A 17,400-nucleotide genomic window follows, 5' to 3' on the forward strand; every position below is an offset into this window, starting at 1 on the left:
AGGTTCATAGGGGGCTGGCGCTTGAGCCCCCTATGTCGGGCGCGTGCTACGACGTAGCATGGAAATGGCGGCATTGTGGCGCACGAAACTGCCTCTGAGTCCGCATAAAAATGTGACTAAGAGACAGCCCCTTGGCAGGGGTGGAGCCAAACTCCCTCCCCTGCGAAGGGGAGGGTTGGGGTGGGGTTAAAACAAAGGGGTGCCGGCAAACCCTGGCGCTTACTTGGCGTTAGCCAGCACCGCGCCGACAATCTCCACCGCTTCTTTCTCAATACGTTCCCGGTGCTCGGCGCCCAGGAAACTTTCGCAGTAGATTTTATAGGCTTCTTCCGTACCGGAAGGACGCGCGGCGAACCAGCCGTTATCGGTCATCACTTTCAGCCCGCCGATTGCCGCGCCGTTGCCTGGCGCCGCCGTCAGACGCGCGGTGATCGGATCGCCGGCCAGCGTGCTGGCGGATACCTGCTCAGGCGACAGCCTGGCTAACGCCGCTTTTTGCGCATGAGTCGCCGACGCCTGGATACGGTTATAGCTGGGCGCGCCGAAACGTTTAGCCAGATCCTCGTAATGCTGCTGTGGATTCTTACCCGTTACCGCCGTAATCTCCGCCGCCAGCAGACACATAATGATGCCGTCTTTATCCGTCGACCACGGCGTACCGTCAAAGCGCAGGAATGACGCCCCGGCGCTTTCCTCGCCGCCAAAGCCGAAACTGCCGTCAAACAGTCCATCGACAAACCACTTGAAACCGACCGGCACTTCCACCAGTTTACGCCCCAGATCCGCCACGACGCGATCGATCATCGCGCTGGAAACCAGCGTTTTGCCCACCGCCACGGATTCGCCCCACTGGGGACGATGCTGGAACAAGTAGTTAATCGCCACGGCCAGATAGTGGTTTGGATTCATCAGGCCCGCTGGCGTGACGATGCCATGACGGTCGTAGTCGGGATCGTTGGCGAACGCCAGATCGAATTTATCGCGCAGCGCCAGCAGCCCGGCCATGGCGGACACGGACGAGCAGTCCATGCGGATCACCCCGTCGTGGTCCAGCGTCATAAAGCGGAAAGTCTGATCGATAGAGTCATTCACCAGCGTCAGATTCAGCTTGTAATGCTCGGCGATACGCTGCCAGTAGGCGATACCGGAACCGCCCAGCGGGTCGACGCCCAGCGTCAGGCCCGCGCGCTGAATCGCTGCCATATCGACCACGTCGGACAGTCCTTCAACGTAAGGCTGCACCAAATCCTGCTGGTGGATATAACCGCTCTTCCAGGCCTGATCCAGCGTAATGCGCTTAACGCCGCGCAGCTCATCGGCCAGCAGCGCGTTCGCGCGCTGTTCAATCACGCTGGTCACGTTGGTATCGGCAGGGCCGCCATTCGGCGGGTTGTACTTGATGCCGCCGTCCTCCGGCGGGTTGTGGGACGGCGTAATCACGATGCCGTCGGCCAGCGCGCCGCCGTCGCGGTTATGTACCAGAATGGCGTTGGACACCGCCGGCGTCGGCGTAAAGCCGTTGTCCTGCTGGACGATGATATCCACGCCGTTGGCCGCCAGCACTTCCAGAACCGAAATAAAAGCCGGCTCGGACAGCGCATGCGTATCTTTGCCGACATAGCATGGGCCGGTTATGCCCTGCTTGCCGCGCTCTTCCGCGATAGCTTGCGCAATGGCAAGAATATGCGCTTCGTTGAAACTATGACGTCCCGCGCTGCCGCGATGACCTGAGGTGCCAAACTTCACCGCATGCGCCGCATTGCCGACTTCCGGGCGCAAAACATAATATTGTGACGTCAACTGAGCCACATTGATTAAATCGCTTTGCCGGGTAGGCTGTCCGGCTCTTGGATGATTAGCCATTGGCGTTTCTCTCTGACGCTGTCATTGAATTAGATGGTGCCGCAAACTTTCTCTGTCAGCTCTGCCGGAAACTGCATCGCCAGCATGATGTGTTCAATCATGCTTCGTTTACGACCGGTGTTGGTATTGGTTATCACCCAGTATGGCGTACCCGGAATATGTTTGGGCTTGGTATGCGTGCCATTCTGAAGCAACGTTTGCTGATCGCCCGCGAAATAAACCCGCGTACGACCGTGAAGTGATTCCGTCGCCTGCGCAAATTCCTGTGGCGACAGCAGGTACAGCGAAGACAATACCAGCATGAAGCGATTGATTGCCTTGTGCTGCTCGGCGTATTCATCCGATAACAGCAGCTCTCGCATCGCCCGCACCCGATCGCGCGGACGCGGGGATGGAGCGGGCTGCGTATTGGCTGCGGCATCCACCGACGGCGTCTCGACGGACTGACCGGCGGTAAATTTCAGCATACGCCGTAAAATATCCGATGCGCTTTCACCAATGTGCTGCGTGTGGCTGGCGATATAACGATAAAGCTCTTCGTCGACCTCAATAGTTTTCATCTTTATCCAGTGCTGTTTAATACCCAATCGGTTTCAAGATGCAGGACAAACGTTGTCGTTTTTGTTTGAACGCCGCATGCCGCCGCCCTCATGGCGCGAGACCCAAGGTGGAGCCGAGTCATTCAGGAAGCCAGCGCGCCTGCAACTTAAAAATATGAAGGGTATATTACTCAAATCCATCGTCAAGAAGTATACAAGCGAATAACGGCATTCGAACAGCGACAGAATGCAGACAACGCCAAAACTCGGATTATGCCTTGCTATTTCTGTTCTTGCCGACGCGGTTATGCCTGTCTCTTCCGCGGTAACCTAATGTTGTCGACTCATGATACCCTAAGCGTCTGTATCTCTGAATGAACTTCACCATGAAATTGAATTATCGCAGACATTATGCGCATCAGCCCACAGACAAGTTGCCCGTGATCCTTATTCATGGCTTGTTTGGCAATCTGGATAATCTTGGTGTATTGGGCCGGGACTTGCAAAGTCAGCGCGATGTTGTACAGCTTGATCTGCGCAATCACGGCCTGTCGCCGCGTTCGCCGCAGATGACCTACCCGGCCATGGCCCAGGATGTTGTGGAATTACTGGATGCGTTGAGCATTGAGCGGGCGGTTGTCATCGGCCACTCGATGGGCGGCAAGGTGGCGATGTCGCTCAGCGCGCTGATTCCGCAGCGGCTGGCGAAACTGGTGGCGATTGATATTGCGCCGGTCGATTATCGCACCCGCGGACATGACGACGTGTTCCGCGCATTACGCGCCGTCACCGATGCCGGCATCACCGCCCGTTCGCAAGCCGCGGCCCTGATGCGGCAATACCTGACGGAGGAAGACGTTATTCAGTTTTTGCTGAAGTCATTCCAACAGGGAGAATGGCGGTTCAATGTTCCCGCGTTGTGGGATCAGTATGAAAACATCGTCGGCTGGCAGGAACTTTCCCCCTGGCCGGGGCCGGTTTTATTTATTCGCGGTGAGAATTCGCCTTATCTGGATGACAAATACCGCGACGCCATACTGCGTCAGTTCCCGATGGCCCGCGCTTATGTGGTGAGCGGCGCAGGACACTGGGTTCATGCGCAAAAGCCCGAGGCGGTCTTGCGCGCAATTCATCGTTTTCTCGACGCGGGTTGATCGGGAAGCTCCGATTAACCGTTGTCGCCGCCAGTGCGGCTGGGGTATGATGGCGCCCGCAGTAGAGGGACGGCTGATTCAGCCACAGGCATTGTAACCACATCATCAAAATGTACGCGTCGTACTTTATGTTGGCGGCGTGCGTATTTTGGTCCGAAGACCTTGCAGTATCATTACCTATGGCAAAAGAACAAACGGATCGTACCACGCTGGATCTGTTCGCAGACGAGCGTCGTCCGGGCCGCCCGAAAACCAATCCGCTTTCACGTGATGAACAGTTAAGAATTAATAAGCGTAATCAGCTACGGCGCGACAAAGTTCGCGGATTACGCCGGGTAGAATTAAAAATTAACAGCGAGGCCGTCGAAATACTAAACGACCTGGCCGCACAGCGGAATATCAGCCGTAGCGAGCTCATTGAAGAAATGTTGCTGGCGCAGTTGTCCGGCAAGAAAAGCTGAAACAAATCGCGACGCCCGCAGCGGGCGTCATCCCTGACGCTGACGCGTTAATCAGAATTTTTCCCAATTATCATTGCCCGGCGGCAACGCCTTCTGCGTCGTCGCGGCCGCGACTTTCGGCGCAACTTTCGTCGGAGCCGTGGTTGCCGCCCGCGGCGAAAGCTGCTCGGACAACTGGAATAATGAAACCGTCTGATTCAGCAACGCGGCCTGTTCTTCCAGCGACAGCGCCGCCGCCGATGCCTGCTCGACCAGCGCCGCATTCTGTTGGGTCACGCTGTCCATTTCGGCCACCGCCTGGCCGACCTGGGCAATCCCTTTACTTTGCTCTTCCGATGCGGAAGCAATCTCGCCCATGATGTCGGTAACGTTGGTCACCGCGCGTACAATTTCGTGCATGGTGCTGCCGGCGTCTTCGACCAGACGAGAACCGGTATCCACACATCGGACAGATTCGGAAATCAGCCCGTCGATCTCTTTGGCTGCTTGCGCGCTGCGCTGCGCCAAACTTCTCACCTCACCCGCGACCACCGCGAAACCGCGCCCTTGCTCACCCGCGCGGGCGGCCTCCACGGCGGCGTTCAGCGCCAAAATGTTGGTCTGAAAAGCGATGCCGTTAATAACAGTGGTGATTTCCGCAATTTTCCGCGAACTGCCGGAAATTTCCGACATGGTTTTCACCACGTTATCGACGATACCGCCGCCTTTTTTCGCCGTTGTCGAAGCCTGCAAGGCCAATTGGCTGGCATGATTGGCGTTTTCAGCGTTCTGCTTCACGGTTGCGGTCAACTGCTCCATGCTGGCGGCGGTTTCTTCCAGTGCGGAAGCCTGCTGTTCGGTGCGTGACGACAGATCGTTATTTCCCGCCGCGATTTCTGAAGCGCCCTGATAAATAGAATCCGTGCTGTTTCTGATGGTGCTGACCGTGTTCGCCAGACTGGTTTGCATTTCCCGTAAGAGAGGAAATAATCTGCCGACGCAGTTGCGGCCGAAATCCGCAATCGGCTTGCCTAACTGGCCGGAGGCGATCACGCTGAAGTGATCGCGCAAATCGTTTAACGGCCGCACCAGAAACTTCACCAGATAGCGATCGGTCAGAAACAGCATCACCAGCCCGATGATCAGCCCCGTCAGCAAAATATTTTGACCAATCGTCGTAATCTGCTCAAAACGGACGCCGGCCGCGACGAACTTCTCCGAACCGGCTTTACTGAACGCGGTCAGCGACGCCCCAAACTGGCGGCTCAATGGAGGAACGACATTTTTCGCCTGTACGTGATAGTCATCCAACGCATTGGCCGCCGCTTTTTGATACAAGGGTTCAACCCCCTGAGTGATTAAATTACCCCAGTCCCGGCTGACCGCCTGAACCAGCTTGTCGTCCAGTCCGGCGTGATCGAGAGCGTTAAAGGCGGTCAGGCCGGATTTCAAGGTATTCAGGGCATTGAGCGCCGATGTCTGTTCTTTATCCGCCGCGTCGTTATCGCCATTCTGGCGAGCGTCAACGGAACGAGCCAGACGCGTCACCATACGAAAGTACTGATCGTTGCCTTGATTAATTATATTTAAGTTATCTACCAGCAGACTGCTGAGTTTGGACGTCGCGGTCATCTCCTTGAAAGAAAATAGGGTATAGATTGATACGCCGCCCCACAGCACACAGAATACGCCGAGCACCCACAACATGGCCGTTCTGATGGCGATGTTTTTTAAAAATTTCATAGCTTACTCCAGACTTAACGCACGCGTGAAAAGAAGTTTTTTGCTATTAATCGACGGTAAAACAGCGGAAATGCATATTAATAGGCCATTATCATCGCAACCTGGCGCGACGCTTCAGTCACGTTGAAACCGATTCGATCACGCTTGTTAATCGACAAGATACGGGCAATGTTTAGCGATACCGGTGTACTTAGCGCGGCTTATTTTCTATTCTTTGAACAACCTCATAACTTTTGCTAAACATAAATTTTTTTGATCCATTCGCCGCGCCGCTAAAAATAACAACATCAATCAGACCGTGGACAAACTTATCTGAGAAATCAGAACGGTGATTTACTTATCCTTACCGATACGAGTTTCTCATGCAGGGCGTGTCTGTTATTATTAGCCGATAAATGGGTAAGACACTGCACCATATCATTAAGAATCAAGAGGTTATTCAATCCATGGCACTCATAGGAATTTTCTTTGGCAGTGATACTGGCAATACCGAGAACATTGCCAAGACCATCCAACAGCAGCTGGGAACCGACGTTGCCGAAGTTCATGACATCGCCAAAAGCAGTAAAGAAGATCTTGAAGCTTTTGATATTTTACTGTTGGGTATCCCTACCTGGTACTACGGGGAAGCGCAATGCGACTGGGATGACTTTTTCCCTACGCTGGAAGAAATCGACTTTACCGGCAAACTGGTTGCCCTGTTTGGCTGCGGCGACCAGGAAGACTACGCGGAGTACTTCTGCGACGCGATGGGCACCATCCGCGATATTATTGAACCTCGCGGCGCAACCATCGTTGGCCATTGGCCGACGGAAGGCTATTACTTTGAAGCGTCCAAAGGGCTGGCGGATGATAACCACTTCATCGGTTTGGCTATCGACGAAGATCGTCAGCCTGAACTGACCAGCGAGCGCGTCACCGCGTGGGTGAAACAGATCAGCGAAGAGTTGAACCTGAAAGAGCTGGTTGACTAAGACGGACCTCCGGCTCTGACCTCCCTCCCCCGTCAGAGCCGGAACGATCGATAGGAAAGGCCTTTCATAAAGATTGATACATTTTTTTAACTTCCCTCCATAAGTATGTACAATACCCGCATCGGTCTTGTGCATTCAGCTGGCGTCTCTCATTAACCAACAATAGATTGCATGATACATCTGTAGAATGTGTGGGAATAATTTTGTTAACATTCCATTGTTTTCATTTTGAATGCACGGTTCTATAATTGGGACGCTATTACATTTTTTGAGCCGACCGATGTCATAGGCTAAATAGCCTCCATTGATTAAGTAAGCAACAGGACTAAATCCGCATGACTGACAATAACACCGCATTAAAGAAGGCCGGCCTGAAAGTCACTCTTCCAAGGCTGAAAATTCTGGAAGTGTTGCAGGATCCAGAGTGCCATCACGTCAGTGCGGAAGATTTATATAAAAAACTGATTGATATGGGTGAAGAGATTGGTTTGGCGACCGTCTATCGCGTACTGAATCAGTTTGATGATGCTGGTATTGTAACCCGCCATAATTTTGAAGGCGGTAAATCGGTTTTCGAACTGACGCAGCAGCATCATCATGACCATCTGATTTGCCTGGATTGTGGCAAAGTCATTGAGTTCCGTGATGAATATATTGAAGCACGCCAACGCGAAATCGCGGAAAGACACAGCATCAAGCTGACCAACCACAGTTTGTATCTGTATGGCCATTGCAGTGAAGGGGATTGCCGTGAAGACGACACCCTGCACGATGCAAAAAGATAAATCGACCGCACAAAAAATTTAACGTCGCATGCGACGGCCCGTCGGTAACGGGCTATCCCGCCCGTTATAAAATAAAACCGCCGAGGCGGTTTTATTTTTATTCCATTCCAGGCAAAACCCCGGATTATCCCACCCAGGTATCGCGCAAGCCGACGGTGCGGTTAAACACCAGATGCTCTGGACTGGAGTAAACCCGATCGGCGCAGAAATACCCCTCGCGTTCAAACTGGTACGCTTTTTCCGCTTCAGCCTGCGCCATGCCCGCCTCGACAAAGCCGTGAGTCACTTTCAGCGATTCCGGATTGATGGTTGACAGAAAATCCTCCGCCGCGCCGGGATTGGCCACGCTGAACAAACGATCGTACAGACGGAATTCCGCCGGTAAGCCATGCGCTACGGACACCCAGTGGATCACGCCTTTTACCTTGCGCCCGTCAGCCGGATCTTTACTTAAGGTATCCGGATCGTAGCTACAGTAGATGGTCGTAATATTGCCCTGCTCGTCCGTATCGATATGTTCCGCTTTAATCACGTAGGCATTACGCAGACGAACTTCTTTGCCTAACACCAAACGCTTGTATTGCTTATTGGCCGACTCGCGGAAATCCGCGCGATCGATGTACACCTCGCGGCTAAACGCCACCTGCCGGGTACCCATTTCCGGTTTATTCGGATGGTTCGGCATGGTAACCCACTCTTCATGGCCTTCCGGCAGGTTTTCAATCACCACTTTTACCGGATCGAGCACCGCCATGGCGCGCGGCGCGTTTTCATTCAGGTCGTCGCGCACGCAGGCTTCCAGCGCCGCCATTTCGACGTTGTTATCCTGCTTGGTGACCCCGATGCGGTAACAGAATTCACGAATAGACGCGGCGCTGTAGCCACGGCGACGCAAACCGGAAATGGTCGGCATACGCGGATCGTCCCATCCTTCAACAATCTTTTCCGTCACCAGCAGGTTCAGCTTGCGCTTGGACATGATGGCGAATTCAAGGTTAAGACGAGAAAACTCATACTGACGCGGATGGCAAGGTATCGAGATGTTATCCAGCACCCAGTCATATAAACGACGGTTATCCTGGAACTCCAACGTACATAGCGAGTGGGTGACGCCTTCCAGCGCATCGGAAATGCAGTGGGTGAAATCATACATCGGGTAGATGCACCACTTGTTGCCCGTCTGATGGTGTTCGGCAAACTTGATGCGGTACAGAACCGGATCGCGCATCACGATAAACGACGATGCCATATCGATTTTAGCGCGCAGACACGCGGTTCCTTCGGCAAAGCCGCCGCTGCGCATTTTTTCGAACAGCGCCAGGTTTTCCTCCACGCTGCGATCGCGGTACGGGCTATTTTTACCGGGCGATGTCAGCGTACCGCGATATTCGCGGATCTGTTCCGGCGTCAGTTCATCGACATACGCCAGTCCTTTGCTGATCAGTTCAACCGCATATTGATGCAGTTGATCGAAATAATCGGAGGAATAGCGAACGTCGCCGCTCCATGAGAACCCCAGCCAGTTAACATCGCGTTTGATCGACTCAACGAATTCAATATCTTCTTTTACCGGGTTGGTATCGTCAAAACGCAGGTTGCATTTGCCCTGGTAATCCTGGGCAATCCCGAAATTCAGGCAGATAGACTTCGCATGCCCGATATGCAGATAGCCATTGGGCTCCGGCGGAAAACGCGTCTGAATATGGTCATGCTTACCGGATGCCAGGTCTTCATCAATAATCTGACGGATAAAGTTGGTTGGGCGGGCTTCAGCCTCACTCATTCTTGATTCCTCAATGCTAAAACGACATATAACCGCCAATGATCCAACAAGCTAAGCCGGGAAACAACCGTTAGTTTCATAAAAAACAAAAACGGGATGAGATAGCGACCTCATCCCGCAAATTTACTTTATACCGCGTTATTCAGAAACGGTGAAAAGCGCGTATCGGCATTATTCTTCGCTGGCGTTCTTCAATGCGGACGCAATCGACTCAGCCTGCGTGCCGACCACGATCTGCACGCTCTGTTTATTCAGACGAATCACGCCGGCGGCGCCGAGTCGCTTGGCCAATCCGTCATCCACCAAAGCGGAATCCACCACGCTCAAACGCAGTCGGGTGATGCAGGAATCAATGCCGACCAGATTCTCTTTACCGCCGATAGCCTGTAAATAACCGCGGCCCAGCGTCTGCGTCTTGCCGGATGCAGACGCCGCGACGCTCACATCGTAGCCGTCGGCTTCGCTGCCGCTCACCGACGCTTCACGCCCCGGCGTCATTAAATTGAAGCGCGTAATGGTAAAGCGGAACACCACATAATAAATAACGAAAAATACCAAGCCCATTGGTATCAGCATATACCACTGCGTTGCCAGCGGGTTACGGGATGACAGCACCATATCCACCAGTCCGGCGCTGAAACCGAAACCGGCAATCCAATGCAGGCTGGCCGCGATAAATGCCGAAATACCGGTCATCACCGCATGCAGGAAAAATAACACCGGCGCCACAAACATGAAGGAGAATTCCAGCGGCTCGGTAATGCCGGTGAAAAACGCAGCGAACGAGGCGGCCAGCATAATCCCGCCGATCTTGCCTTTATTCTCGGGACGAGCGCAGTGATAAATCGCCAATGCCGCGCCCGGCAAGCCGAACATCATGATGGGGAAGAACCCGGCCTGATAGCGGCCGGTCACGCCGACCACGGCTTTACCGGCGTCGATCGCCTGCTGCCCGGCAAGGAAGTTGGGAATGTCGTTAATGCCCGCCACATCAAACCAGAACACCGAGTTGAGCGCATGATGCAGGCCCACCGGCAGCAACATGCGGTTAAAAAACGCGTAAACGCCGGCGCCGACCGAACCTAACTGTTGAATATATTCGCCGAAAGAGACCAGCGAGCTATAAATAACCGGCCAGACATACATCAGGATGAATGCCACCAGAATCATCAGAAACGAGGTGATAATGGGTACCAAACGACGCCCGCTGAAGAACGACAGCGCTTTCGGCAGTTCGACCTGACTGAAACGGTTATACAACTCGGCGGAGATGATCCCCACCAGGATACCCACGAACTGATTTTTGATGTAGCCGAATGCGGCAGGCACCTGCTCGACCGGGATTTTCTTGATCATGGCAATCGCATCCGGCGAACACAGCGTCGTCAGAACCAGGTAACCGACAAAGCCCGCCAGCGCGGCCGCGCCATCCTTATCTTTCGACAAACCATAGGCGATGCCGATCGCAAACAGGACATCCATATTGCCGATAATGGCGGCACCGGACTTAATACACAACGCCGCCAACGCATTTCCACTCCCCCAGCCGACCGGGTCAATCCAGTAGCCGACGCCCATCAGGATCGCGGCAGCGGGCAACGTCGCGACAGGCACCATCAACGCCCGACCAACTTTTTGTAAATAGCCAAGAATACTCACGTTTCCTCTCTTTCTCTCGGTGGGCGAAAACCGCCCGTTAGACCTGCTCACTGCCAGATAAACGACAACACGTAATCTCAGCGCGAAGTGTATGCAAAATATTTCGCCACGCAAATTAACCAAAGACATTATGTGATTAAACTCACTAAAAAATCACATACAAAAAGGTTATACTTAAATAAATAGCCAACTTATTTCAAGATAAAAAAAAACAGGCTACACTGATCGCCAGGTTAACCTCAAACGCTGAAAAACCGTCGGTGACGCAATTCAGCCGAATATTATGCCGCCATTAATGGCGCAAACCAGGAGAGCACTGATGAGACTCATCCCCCTGACCACCCCGGTTGAAGTTGGCAAATGGGCGGCCCGTTATATCACCCAGAGAATCAACGCGTTCAATCCCAGCGCCAGCCGCCCTTTTGTGCTGGGTCTTCCCACCGGCAGTTCGCCGCTGGAAGCCTATAAAGCGCTGGTGGAAATGCATAAAGCCGGACAAGTGAGCTTTAAACACGTCGTCACGTTCAATATGGACGAGTATGTCGGCCTGCCCGAAGACCACCCGGAAAGCTACCACAGTTTCATGCATCACAATTTTTTCGACCACGTTGATATTCCCAGGGAAAACATTAACCTGTTGAACGGGAACGCCGAGGACATTCCCGCCGAATGCCGCCGCTACGAAGAGAAGATCAAGTCTTACGGCAAAATTCACCTGTTCATGGGGGGAGTCGGCAACGACGGGCATATCGCGTTCAATGAGCCGGCCTCTTCTCTGACTTCCCGTACCCGGATCAAAACCCTGACGGAAGAGACGCGCATCGCCAACTCGCGTTTCTTTAACGGCGACGTCGATCTGGTGCCGAAATACGCGCTGACCGTCGGCGTCGGCACGCTGCTGGATGCCGAAGAGGTGATGATCCTGGTCAGCGGACGCAACAAGGCGCTGGCATTACAGGCGGCGGTAGAAGGAAATGTGAACCATATGTGGACCATCAGTTGCCTGCAACTTCACGCTAAAGCCGTGATGGTGTGCGACGAAGCGTCGACCATGGAACTCAAAGTCAAAACGGTGAAATATTTCCGTGAGTTAGAAACGGAAAACATGAAAAACCTTTAGCCTAAAGGCGCCGCACGCCGGTAGAGCGAGGCCGCGACGTGTCTGGCGACAGCGCAAGCCGACACATCCAAACAAAGAGCAAGGGTATAGCGAGGAATTGATAATGTACGCCTTAACAAATGGCCGAATTTATACTGGCCACCAGGTACTTGATAACCATGCCGTTATTATTGCCGAGGGTTTGATTGATACCGTTTGTCCCGTTAGCGAACTTCCCGACGGGCTGGAAAAATACGACCTCAATGGTGCATTGCTCGCGCCCGGATTTATCGATCTACAGTTAAACGGCTGCGGCGGCGTGCAGTTTAACGACTCGCTGGAATCCATCTCCGTTCAGACGCTGGAAATCATGCAGCAAGCCAACCAGAAATCCGGCTGCACCAGCTTTCTGCCGACGCTTATCACCTGTAGCGATGAATTCATGAAACACGGCGTGGAAGTGATGCGCGCCTATCTGGCGCAACACAAAAACCAGGCGCTGGGTTTGCACCTTGAAGGCCCCTGGTTGAACGCGCTCAAAAAAGGGACGCATAATGCGGACTTTATTCGTCAGCCGACGCAGGAACTGGTGAATTTCCTGTGTGAGAATGCGGATGTCGTCAGTAAAATCACCCTCGCGCCGGAAAAAGTCTCCCCGGCGGTAATCCGCCAGTTGACTGAAGCCGGTATTGTGGTTTCCGCCGGTCACTCCAATGCCACCTGGGTCGAAGCCAAAAAGGGCTTCGCCGCCGGCATTCGTTTCGCCACCCACCTGTTTAACGCCATGCCCTATGTAGCCGGCCGCGAGCCCGGTCTGGTCGGCGCCGTCTATGACGCGCCCGAAATCTATTGCGGCATCATTGCCGACGGCTTCCACGTGGACTGGGCCAACATCCGTAACAGTAAGCGGATCAAAGGAGAGAAACTGGTTCTGGTCACCGACGCCACCGCGCCCGCAGGTTCAGACATTGACCAGTTCATTTTTGCCGGCAAACCCATATACTGTCGCGATGGCCGGTGCGTGGATGAAAACGGCACGCTCAGCGGTTCAGCGCTCACGATGATAGAAGCGGTACGCAACAGCGTCGAACATGCGGGGATCGCGCTGGATGAGGCGCTCAGGATGGCAACGCTTTACCCAGCCCGCGCTATCGGTCTGGACAAATATCTGGGAAGTATTGAAAGCGGTAAAGTCGCGAACCTGACCGTTTTTGATCGCAATTATCACGTTCTCAAAACTTTGGTTAACGGTAACGATACGTTGGCGGTGACAAAGAATTGACCTTATGAGAGTAATTTTTCATGACCATTGGCGGACAAGCGCAGATAGGGAATGTCGATCTGGTTAAACAGTTAAACAGCGCGATCGTGTACCGCCTGATTGACCAGCAAGGCCCCATCTCCCGCATACAAATCGCGGAACAGAGCCAACTGGCCCCCGCCAGCGTCACAAAAATCACTCGTCAGCTGCTGGAACGCGGATTAATCAAAGAGGTGGACCAGCAGGCCTCAACCGGCGGCAGACGCGCCATCTCCATTGTTGCTGAAACGCGCCCGTTTCATACCATCGCCGTGCGTCTAGGCCGCCATGACGCCACCATTGCGCTGTATGATTTGCAGGGGAAATCGCTGGCGGAAGAGCACTACGACCTGCCGGAAAAAACGCAGGAAACGGTGGAAGCCGCCCTGTTTGCAGCCATCGGTTATTTTCTGAATGATTATCAGCATCGAATCCGTGAGTTGATTGCCATTTCCGTGGCGGTACCCGGCCTGGTCGACCCGACGGCGGGCATAATCCGCTATATGCCGCATATCAGCGTCGACGACTGGCCGCTGGTCGAAAATATTCAACGCCATTTCCATGTCACCAGCTTTGTGGGTCATGATATTCGTAGTCTGGCGCTGGCGGAGCATTACTTCGGCGTAACGGTCGACTCGCCGGATTCGCTCCTGGTGCGAGTCCATCGCGGCGTCGGCGCCGGGATTGTGGTCAACGGACAGATTTTTCTCGGCAACAAGGGGAACGTGGGCGAAATCGGCCATATCCAGATCGATCCGCTGGGGGAGCGATGTCACTGCGGTAATTTTGGCTGTCTGGAAACCATTGTCTCCAATGCCGCCATCGAACATCGGGTGCAACACCTATTGCAGCAAGGCCACTCAGGCAAACTGACCGCGGATAACTGCACGATTACCGCAATCTGCAAGGCGGCCAACCGGGGCGACGCGCTCGCTCGCGAAGTCATCGAACACGCGGGGCTGCATCTGGGCAAAGCGGTCTCGATCGCCATCAACCTATTCAACCCGCAAAAAGTGGTGATTGCCGGAGAAATTACCGAATCCGCAAAAATCCTGTTGCCCGCCATTCAACGCAGCATTAACGCCCAGGTGCTGAAAGGCTTCAGGGATGATCTTCCCGTTGAGGTATCCGGCCTCAATCATCTTTCCGCGATCGGCGCCTTTGCGCTGGTGAAGCGCGCTATGTTAAACGGCGTGCTGCTGCAATACTTGCTGGAAACGCACTAAACGCCGTTTTTTCCATAAGGTCGGGTTATGGAATCATTAAAAATCCGGCGATTCCGCGGATGATATTTATCGATTATTCATTAAAATGCCATGTAAATTATTCAAACATCATTCACATGGCTTTTTTCATTAGATGATATTGAATTCTTATCGCGTTTTGATGCTAAATCAGTGTCACTGATACAGCATTTGCCATCATTATGCAGAAAACGCGGCGTGCGCTATCGGCATCCGCGAATTGCATCTGATCAATTTGAAACATTCTTCGTCTGGTTAAACCGGCGAGCTTAGGGAGTTATCTATGTGTTCTATTTTCGGTGTGCTTGATCTGAAAACCGATCCTGTTGAAATGCGCAAAAAAGCGCTGGAATTGTCACGCTTAATGCGCCATCGCGGCCCTGACTGGTCTGGCATCTATGACAGCGAGCATGCCATTCTGGCTCATGAACGCCTGTCCATCGTTGACGTAAACACCGGCGCTCAGCCGCTTTACAACGCGAAACGCACGCATGTTCTCGCGGTTAACGGTGAAATTTACAACCATCAGGAACTGCGTCAACAGTATGCCGACCGTTATGAATTCCAGACGGGTTCCGACTGTGAAGTTATCCTGGCCCTGTACCAGGAAAAAGGCCCGGAATTCCTCGACGACCTGCGCGGTATGTTCGCGTTCGCGCTCTACGACAATGAAAAAGACGCTTACCTGATCGGTCGCGATCACCTGGGCATCATCCCGTTGTACATGGGCTACGATGAACACGGAAACTTCTACGTCGCTTCTGAAATGAAGGCGCTAGTTCCCGTTTGCCGCACCATCAAAGAGTTCCCGGCCGGCAGCTACCTGTGGAGCAAAGATGGCGAAATCCGCGAATACTATCATCGCGACTGGTTCGATTATGACAATGTAAAAGATAACGAAACCGACGCCGATGCCCTGCGCGACGCGCTGGAAGAGTCGGTAAAAAGCCATCTGATGTCCGATGTGCCTTACGGCGTGCTGCTCTCCGGCGGTCTGGATTCTTCGGTTATCTCGGCCATCACGAAAAAATATGCCGCCCGTCGCGTCGAAGACGATGAACGCAGCGAAGCCTGGTGGCCGCAGTTGCACTCCTTTGCCGTTGGTCTGAAAGGCGCGCCGGACTTAAAAGCCGCGCAGGAAGTCGCCAACCATTTAGGGACGGTTCACCATGAAATTCACTTCACTGAGCAGGAAGGCCTGGATGCGATCCGCGATGTGATTTATCACATTGAAACCTATGATGTGACAACGATTCGCGCCTCTACGCCGATGTACCTGATGTCCCGTAAAATCAAAGCGATGGGCATTAAAATGGTGTTGTCCGGCGAAGGCTCCGATGAAGTGTTCGGCGGTTATCTGTATTTCCACAAGGCGCCTAACGCCAAAGAACTGCACGAAGAAACCGTGCGTAAATTGCTGGCGCTGCACCAGTATGACTGCGCCCGCGCCAACAAGGCGATGTCGGCCTGGGGCGTGGAAGCGCGCGTGCCGTTCCTGGATAAAAAATTCCTGGATGTGGCGATGCGCATCAACCCGCGCGATAAAATGTGCGGCAACGGCAAAATGGAAAAACACATTCTGCGCGAATGCTTTGATTCCTACTTGCCGCACAGCGTGGCATGGCGTCAGAAAGAACAGTTCTCCGACGGCGTGGGCTACAGCTGGATAGATACGCTGAAAGCGGTTGCCGCTCAGCAAATCAGCGACCAGCAGATGGAAACCGCGCACTTCCGTTTCCCGTACAACACGCCGACGTCCAAAGAAGGCTACCTGTATCGCGAAATCTTTGAAGAGCTGTTCCCGGTGCCGAGCGCCGCTGAATGCGTACCAGGCGGTCCGTCGGTCGCCTGCTCTTCGGCTAAAGCCATCGAATGGGATGAATCCTTCAAGAAAATGGACGATCCTTCAGGTCGCGCGGTGGGCGTACACCAGTCCGCATACTGATCGCGGTTTTTATTTTTATCGATGTAACGGGCCGCACAGGCCCGTTTTTTCTATTTGATTTATCAGAAAAGCGCCGTTTTTGACGCTTTTCTCACCAGACTGTTCATAAGCCAAACAAACGGCGCTTTGTCAGCGCTTTTCGGGAAAAAATTTGTTGACGCAATTAGGCCAACTACGCATAATGCGCCCCGCAACGCCGATGAAGGTGACGCGGAAAAGATGGCTACGTAGCTCAGCTGGTTAGAGCACAGCACTCATAATGCTGGGGTCACAGGTTCGATTCCCGTCGTAGCCACCATCTTTTGCGGGAGTGGCGAAATTGGTAGACGCACCAGATTTAGGTTCTGGCGCCGCAAGGTGTGCGAGTTCAAGTCTCGCCTCCCGCACCATGACTTTCACGGCTTGAAATAGCTTTTCAAAGCTTGATAATGGTTTTATCTATTGGGGTATCGCCAAGCGGTAAGGCACTGGTTTTTGATACCAGCATTCCCAGGTTCGAATCCTGGTACCCCAGCCATATTTAAGCGGCGATACTGAAGAGCATTTGTTGCGAAAGTATTGTTGCCCAGTTGGGGTATCGCCAAGCGGTAAGGCACTGGTTTTTGATACCAGCATTCCCTGGTTCGAATCCAGGTACCCCAGCCATCTATTTGATGATTAAAGATTTTTGTTGTAAGATAGCAAAAAAAGCAGTAAGATTTGGCTACGTAGCTCAGCTGGTTAGAGCACAGCACTCATAATGCTGGGGTCACAGGTTCGATTCCCGTCGTAGCCACCACATTTTTGGGGTATCGCCAAGCGGTAAGGCACCGGATTCTGATTCCGGCATTCCCAGGTTCGAATCCTGGTACCCCAGCCAAATAAAGCTGGTA

13 protein-coding genes and 6 tRNA genes are annotated in these 17,400 nt (G+C 53.3%); 14 read left to right on the plus strand and 5 right to left on the minus strand.

Going from position 1 to position 17,400, the window contains the following annotated elements:
* Positions 1-219: 219 nt before the first annotated feature.
* The gene (gene pgm, locus ABRZ26_RS06170; protein WP_319603389.1) at positions 220-1,863 is read right to left on the minus strand and encodes a phosphoglucomutase (alpha-D-glucose-1,6-bisphosphate-dependent); all 1,644 of its coding nucleotides are present in this window, start codon (positions 1,861-1,863) and stop codon (positions 220-222) included.
* A gap of 29 nt (positions 1,864-1,892) precedes the next feature.
* Positions 1,893-2,423 carry a replication initiation negative regulator SeqA gene (gene seqA, locus ABRZ26_RS06175; protein ID WP_319603390.1) on the minus strand — a complete coding sequence of 177 codons (531 nt, stop codon included), beginning with the start codon at positions 2,421-2,423 and terminating at the stop codon, positions 1,893-1,895.
* A gap of 365 nt (positions 2,424-2,788) precedes the next feature.
* Between seqA and ybfF the strand changes: the two genes are divergently transcribed.
* Together ybfF and ybfE are read left to right on the plus strand one after the other, a co-directional pair.
* Positions 2,789-3,556 (plus strand): esterase, encoded by a 768-nt coding sequence (gene ybfF, locus ABRZ26_RS06180; protein ID WP_319603391.1) that lies wholly within the window; start codon positions 2,789-2,791, stop codon positions 3,554-3,556.
* Between the two features lie 179 nt (positions 3,557-3,735).
* Positions 3,736-4,017: a LexA regulated protein gene (gene ybfE, locus ABRZ26_RS06185; protein ID WP_319603392.1), complete on the plus strand. Its 282-nt coding sequence runs from the start codon at positions 3,736-3,738 to the stop codon at positions 4,015-4,017.
* Between the two features lie 51 nt (positions 4,018-4,068).
* Here the strand turns inward: ybfE and ABRZ26_RS06190 are convergent, their stop codons facing one another.
* Positions 4,069-5,739, minus strand: a complete 1,671-nt coding sequence (locus ABRZ26_RS06190; RefSeq protein WP_319603393.1) for a methyl-accepting chemotaxis protein — start codon at positions 5,737-5,739, stop codon at positions 4,069-4,071.
* A gap of 446 nt (positions 5,740-6,185) precedes the next feature.
* On the opposite strand from ABRZ26_RS06190, the gene fldA reads away from it, so the two are divergent.
* Both fldA and fur read left to right on the plus strand, forming a co-directional pair.
* Complete coding sequence (gene fldA, locus ABRZ26_RS06195; protein WP_319603394.1) at positions 6,186-6,713, plus strand: flavodoxin FldA; 528 nt, start codon at positions 6,186-6,188, stop codon at positions 6,711-6,713.
* Between the two features lie 335 nt (positions 6,714-7,048).
* The gene (fur, locus tag ABRZ26_RS06200; protein WP_319603395.1) at positions 7,049-7,498 is read left to right on the plus strand and encodes a ferric iron uptake transcriptional regulator; all 450 of its coding nucleotides are present in this window, start codon (positions 7,049-7,051) and stop codon (positions 7,496-7,498) included.
* A gap of 124 nt (positions 7,499-7,622) precedes the next feature.
* Here fur and glnS read toward each other — a convergent pair whose 3' ends face one another.
* Complete coding sequence (gene glnS / locus ABRZ26_RS06205) at positions 7,623-9,281, minus strand: glutamine--tRNA ligase (RefSeq protein WP_319603396.1); 1,659 nt, start codon at positions 9,279-9,281, stop codon at positions 7,623-7,625.
* 171 nt (positions 9,282-9,452) lie between these two features.
* Positions 9,453-10,940 (minus strand): N-acetylglucosamine-specific PTS transporter subunit IIBC, encoded by a 1,488-nt coding sequence (gene nagE, locus ABRZ26_RS06210; RefSeq protein ID WP_319603397.1) that lies wholly within the window; start codon positions 10,938-10,940, stop codon positions 9,453-9,455.
* A 319-nt stretch (positions 10,941-11,259) separates the two neighbouring features.
* On the opposite strand from nagE, the gene nagB reads away from it, so the two are divergent.
* The 10 genes from nagB (at position 11,260) to ABRZ26_RS06260 (ending at position 17,387) form a co-directional block, all read left to right on the plus strand.
* Positions 11,260-12,060 (plus strand): glucosamine-6-phosphate deaminase, encoded by an 801-nt coding sequence (gene nagB / locus ABRZ26_RS06215; protein ID WP_319603398.1) that lies wholly within the window; start codon positions 11,260-11,262, stop codon positions 12,058-12,060.
* Between the two features lie 103 nt (positions 12,061-12,163).
* Complete coding sequence (gene nagA / locus ABRZ26_RS06220; protein WP_319603399.1) at positions 12,164-13,321, plus strand: N-acetylglucosamine-6-phosphate deacetylase; 1,158 nt, start codon at positions 12,164-12,166, stop codon at positions 13,319-13,321.
* Positions 13,322-13,341: 20 nt separating this feature from the next.
* Positions 13,342-14,565 carry a DNA-binding transcriptional regulator NagC gene (gene nagC, locus ABRZ26_RS06225; protein ID WP_319603400.1) on the plus strand — a complete coding sequence of 408 codons (1,224 nt, stop codon included), beginning with the start codon at positions 13,342-13,344 and terminating at the stop codon, positions 14,563-14,565.
* A 301-nt stretch (positions 14,566-14,866) separates the two neighbouring features.
* Complete coding sequence (gene asnB / locus ABRZ26_RS06230) at positions 14,867-16,528, plus strand: asparagine synthase B (RefSeq protein ID WP_319603401.1); 1,662 nt, start codon at positions 14,867-14,869, stop codon at positions 16,526-16,528.
* A 221-nt stretch (positions 16,529-16,749) separates the two neighbouring features.
* Positions 16,750-16,826, plus strand: a tRNA-Met gene (locus tag ABRZ26_RS06235).
* Between the two features lie 6 nt (positions 16,827-16,832).
* Positions 16,833-16,917 (plus strand) — tRNA-Leu (locus tag ABRZ26_RS06240).
* Between the two features lie 53 nt (positions 16,918-16,970).
* A tRNA-Gln gene (locus ABRZ26_RS06245) sits at positions 16,971-17,045 on the plus strand.
* Between the two features lie 53 nt (positions 17,046-17,098).
* Positions 17,099-17,173, plus strand: a tRNA-Gln gene (locus ABRZ26_RS06250).
* A gap of 56 nt (positions 17,174-17,229) precedes the next feature.
* A tRNA-Met gene (locus ABRZ26_RS06255) sits at positions 17,230-17,306 on the plus strand.
* Positions 17,307-17,312: 6 nt separating this feature from the next.
* Positions 17,313-17,387, plus strand: a tRNA-Gln gene (locus ABRZ26_RS06260).
* Positions 17,388-17,400 lie beyond the last annotated feature (13 nt).

Source organism: Brenneria sp. L4-2C (genome assembly GCF_040240335.1).
Taxonomy (GTDB): domain Bacteria; phylum Pseudomonadota; class Gammaproteobacteria; order Enterobacterales; family Enterobacteriaceae; genus Brenneria.

Bases quoted from the DNA above. Each gene is read 5' to 3' on its own strand.
- glnS (WP_319603396.1), bottom strand. From the start codon at position 9,281: ATGAGTGAGGCTGAAGCCCGCCCAACCAACTTTATCCGTCAGATTATT.
- fur (WP_319603395.1), top strand. From the start codon at position 7,049: ATGACTGACAATAACACCGCATTAAAGAAGGCCGGCCTGAAAGTCACT.
- nagC (WP_319603400.1), top strand. From the start codon at position 13,342: ATGACCATTGGCGGACAAGCGCAGATAGGGAATGTCGATCTGGTTAAA.
- fldA (WP_319603394.1), top strand. From the start codon at position 6,186: ATGGCACTCATAGGAATTTTCTTTGGCAGTGATACTGGCAATACCGAG.
- seqA (WP_319603390.1), bottom strand. From the start codon at position 2,423: ATGAAAACTATTGAGGTCGACGAAGAGCTTTATCGTTATATCGCCAGC.
- pgm (WP_319603389.1), bottom strand. From the start codon at position 1,863: ATGGCTAATCATCCAAGAGCCGGACAGCCTACCCGGCAAAGCGATTTA.
- ABRZ26_RS06190 (WP_319603393.1), bottom strand. From the start codon at position 5,739: ATGAAATTTTTAAAAAACATCGCCATCAGAACGGCCATGTTGTGGGTG.
- ybfE (WP_319603392.1), top strand. From the start codon at position 3,736: ATGGCAAAAGAACAAACGGATCGTACCACGCTGGATCTGTTCGCAGAC.
- nagA (WP_319603399.1), top strand. From the start codon at position 12,164: ATGTACGCCTTAACAAATGGCCGAATTTATACTGGCCACCAGGTACTT.
- ybfF (WP_319603391.1), top strand. From the start codon at position 2,789: ATGAAATTGAATTATCGCAGACATTATGCGCATCAGCCCACAGACAAG.
- nagB (WP_319603398.1), top strand. From the start codon at position 11,260: ATGAGACTCATCCCCCTGACCACCCCGGTTGAAGTTGGCAAATGGGCG.
- asnB (WP_319603401.1), top strand. From the start codon at position 14,867: ATGTGTTCTATTTTCGGTGTGCTTGATCTGAAAACCGATCCTGTTGAA.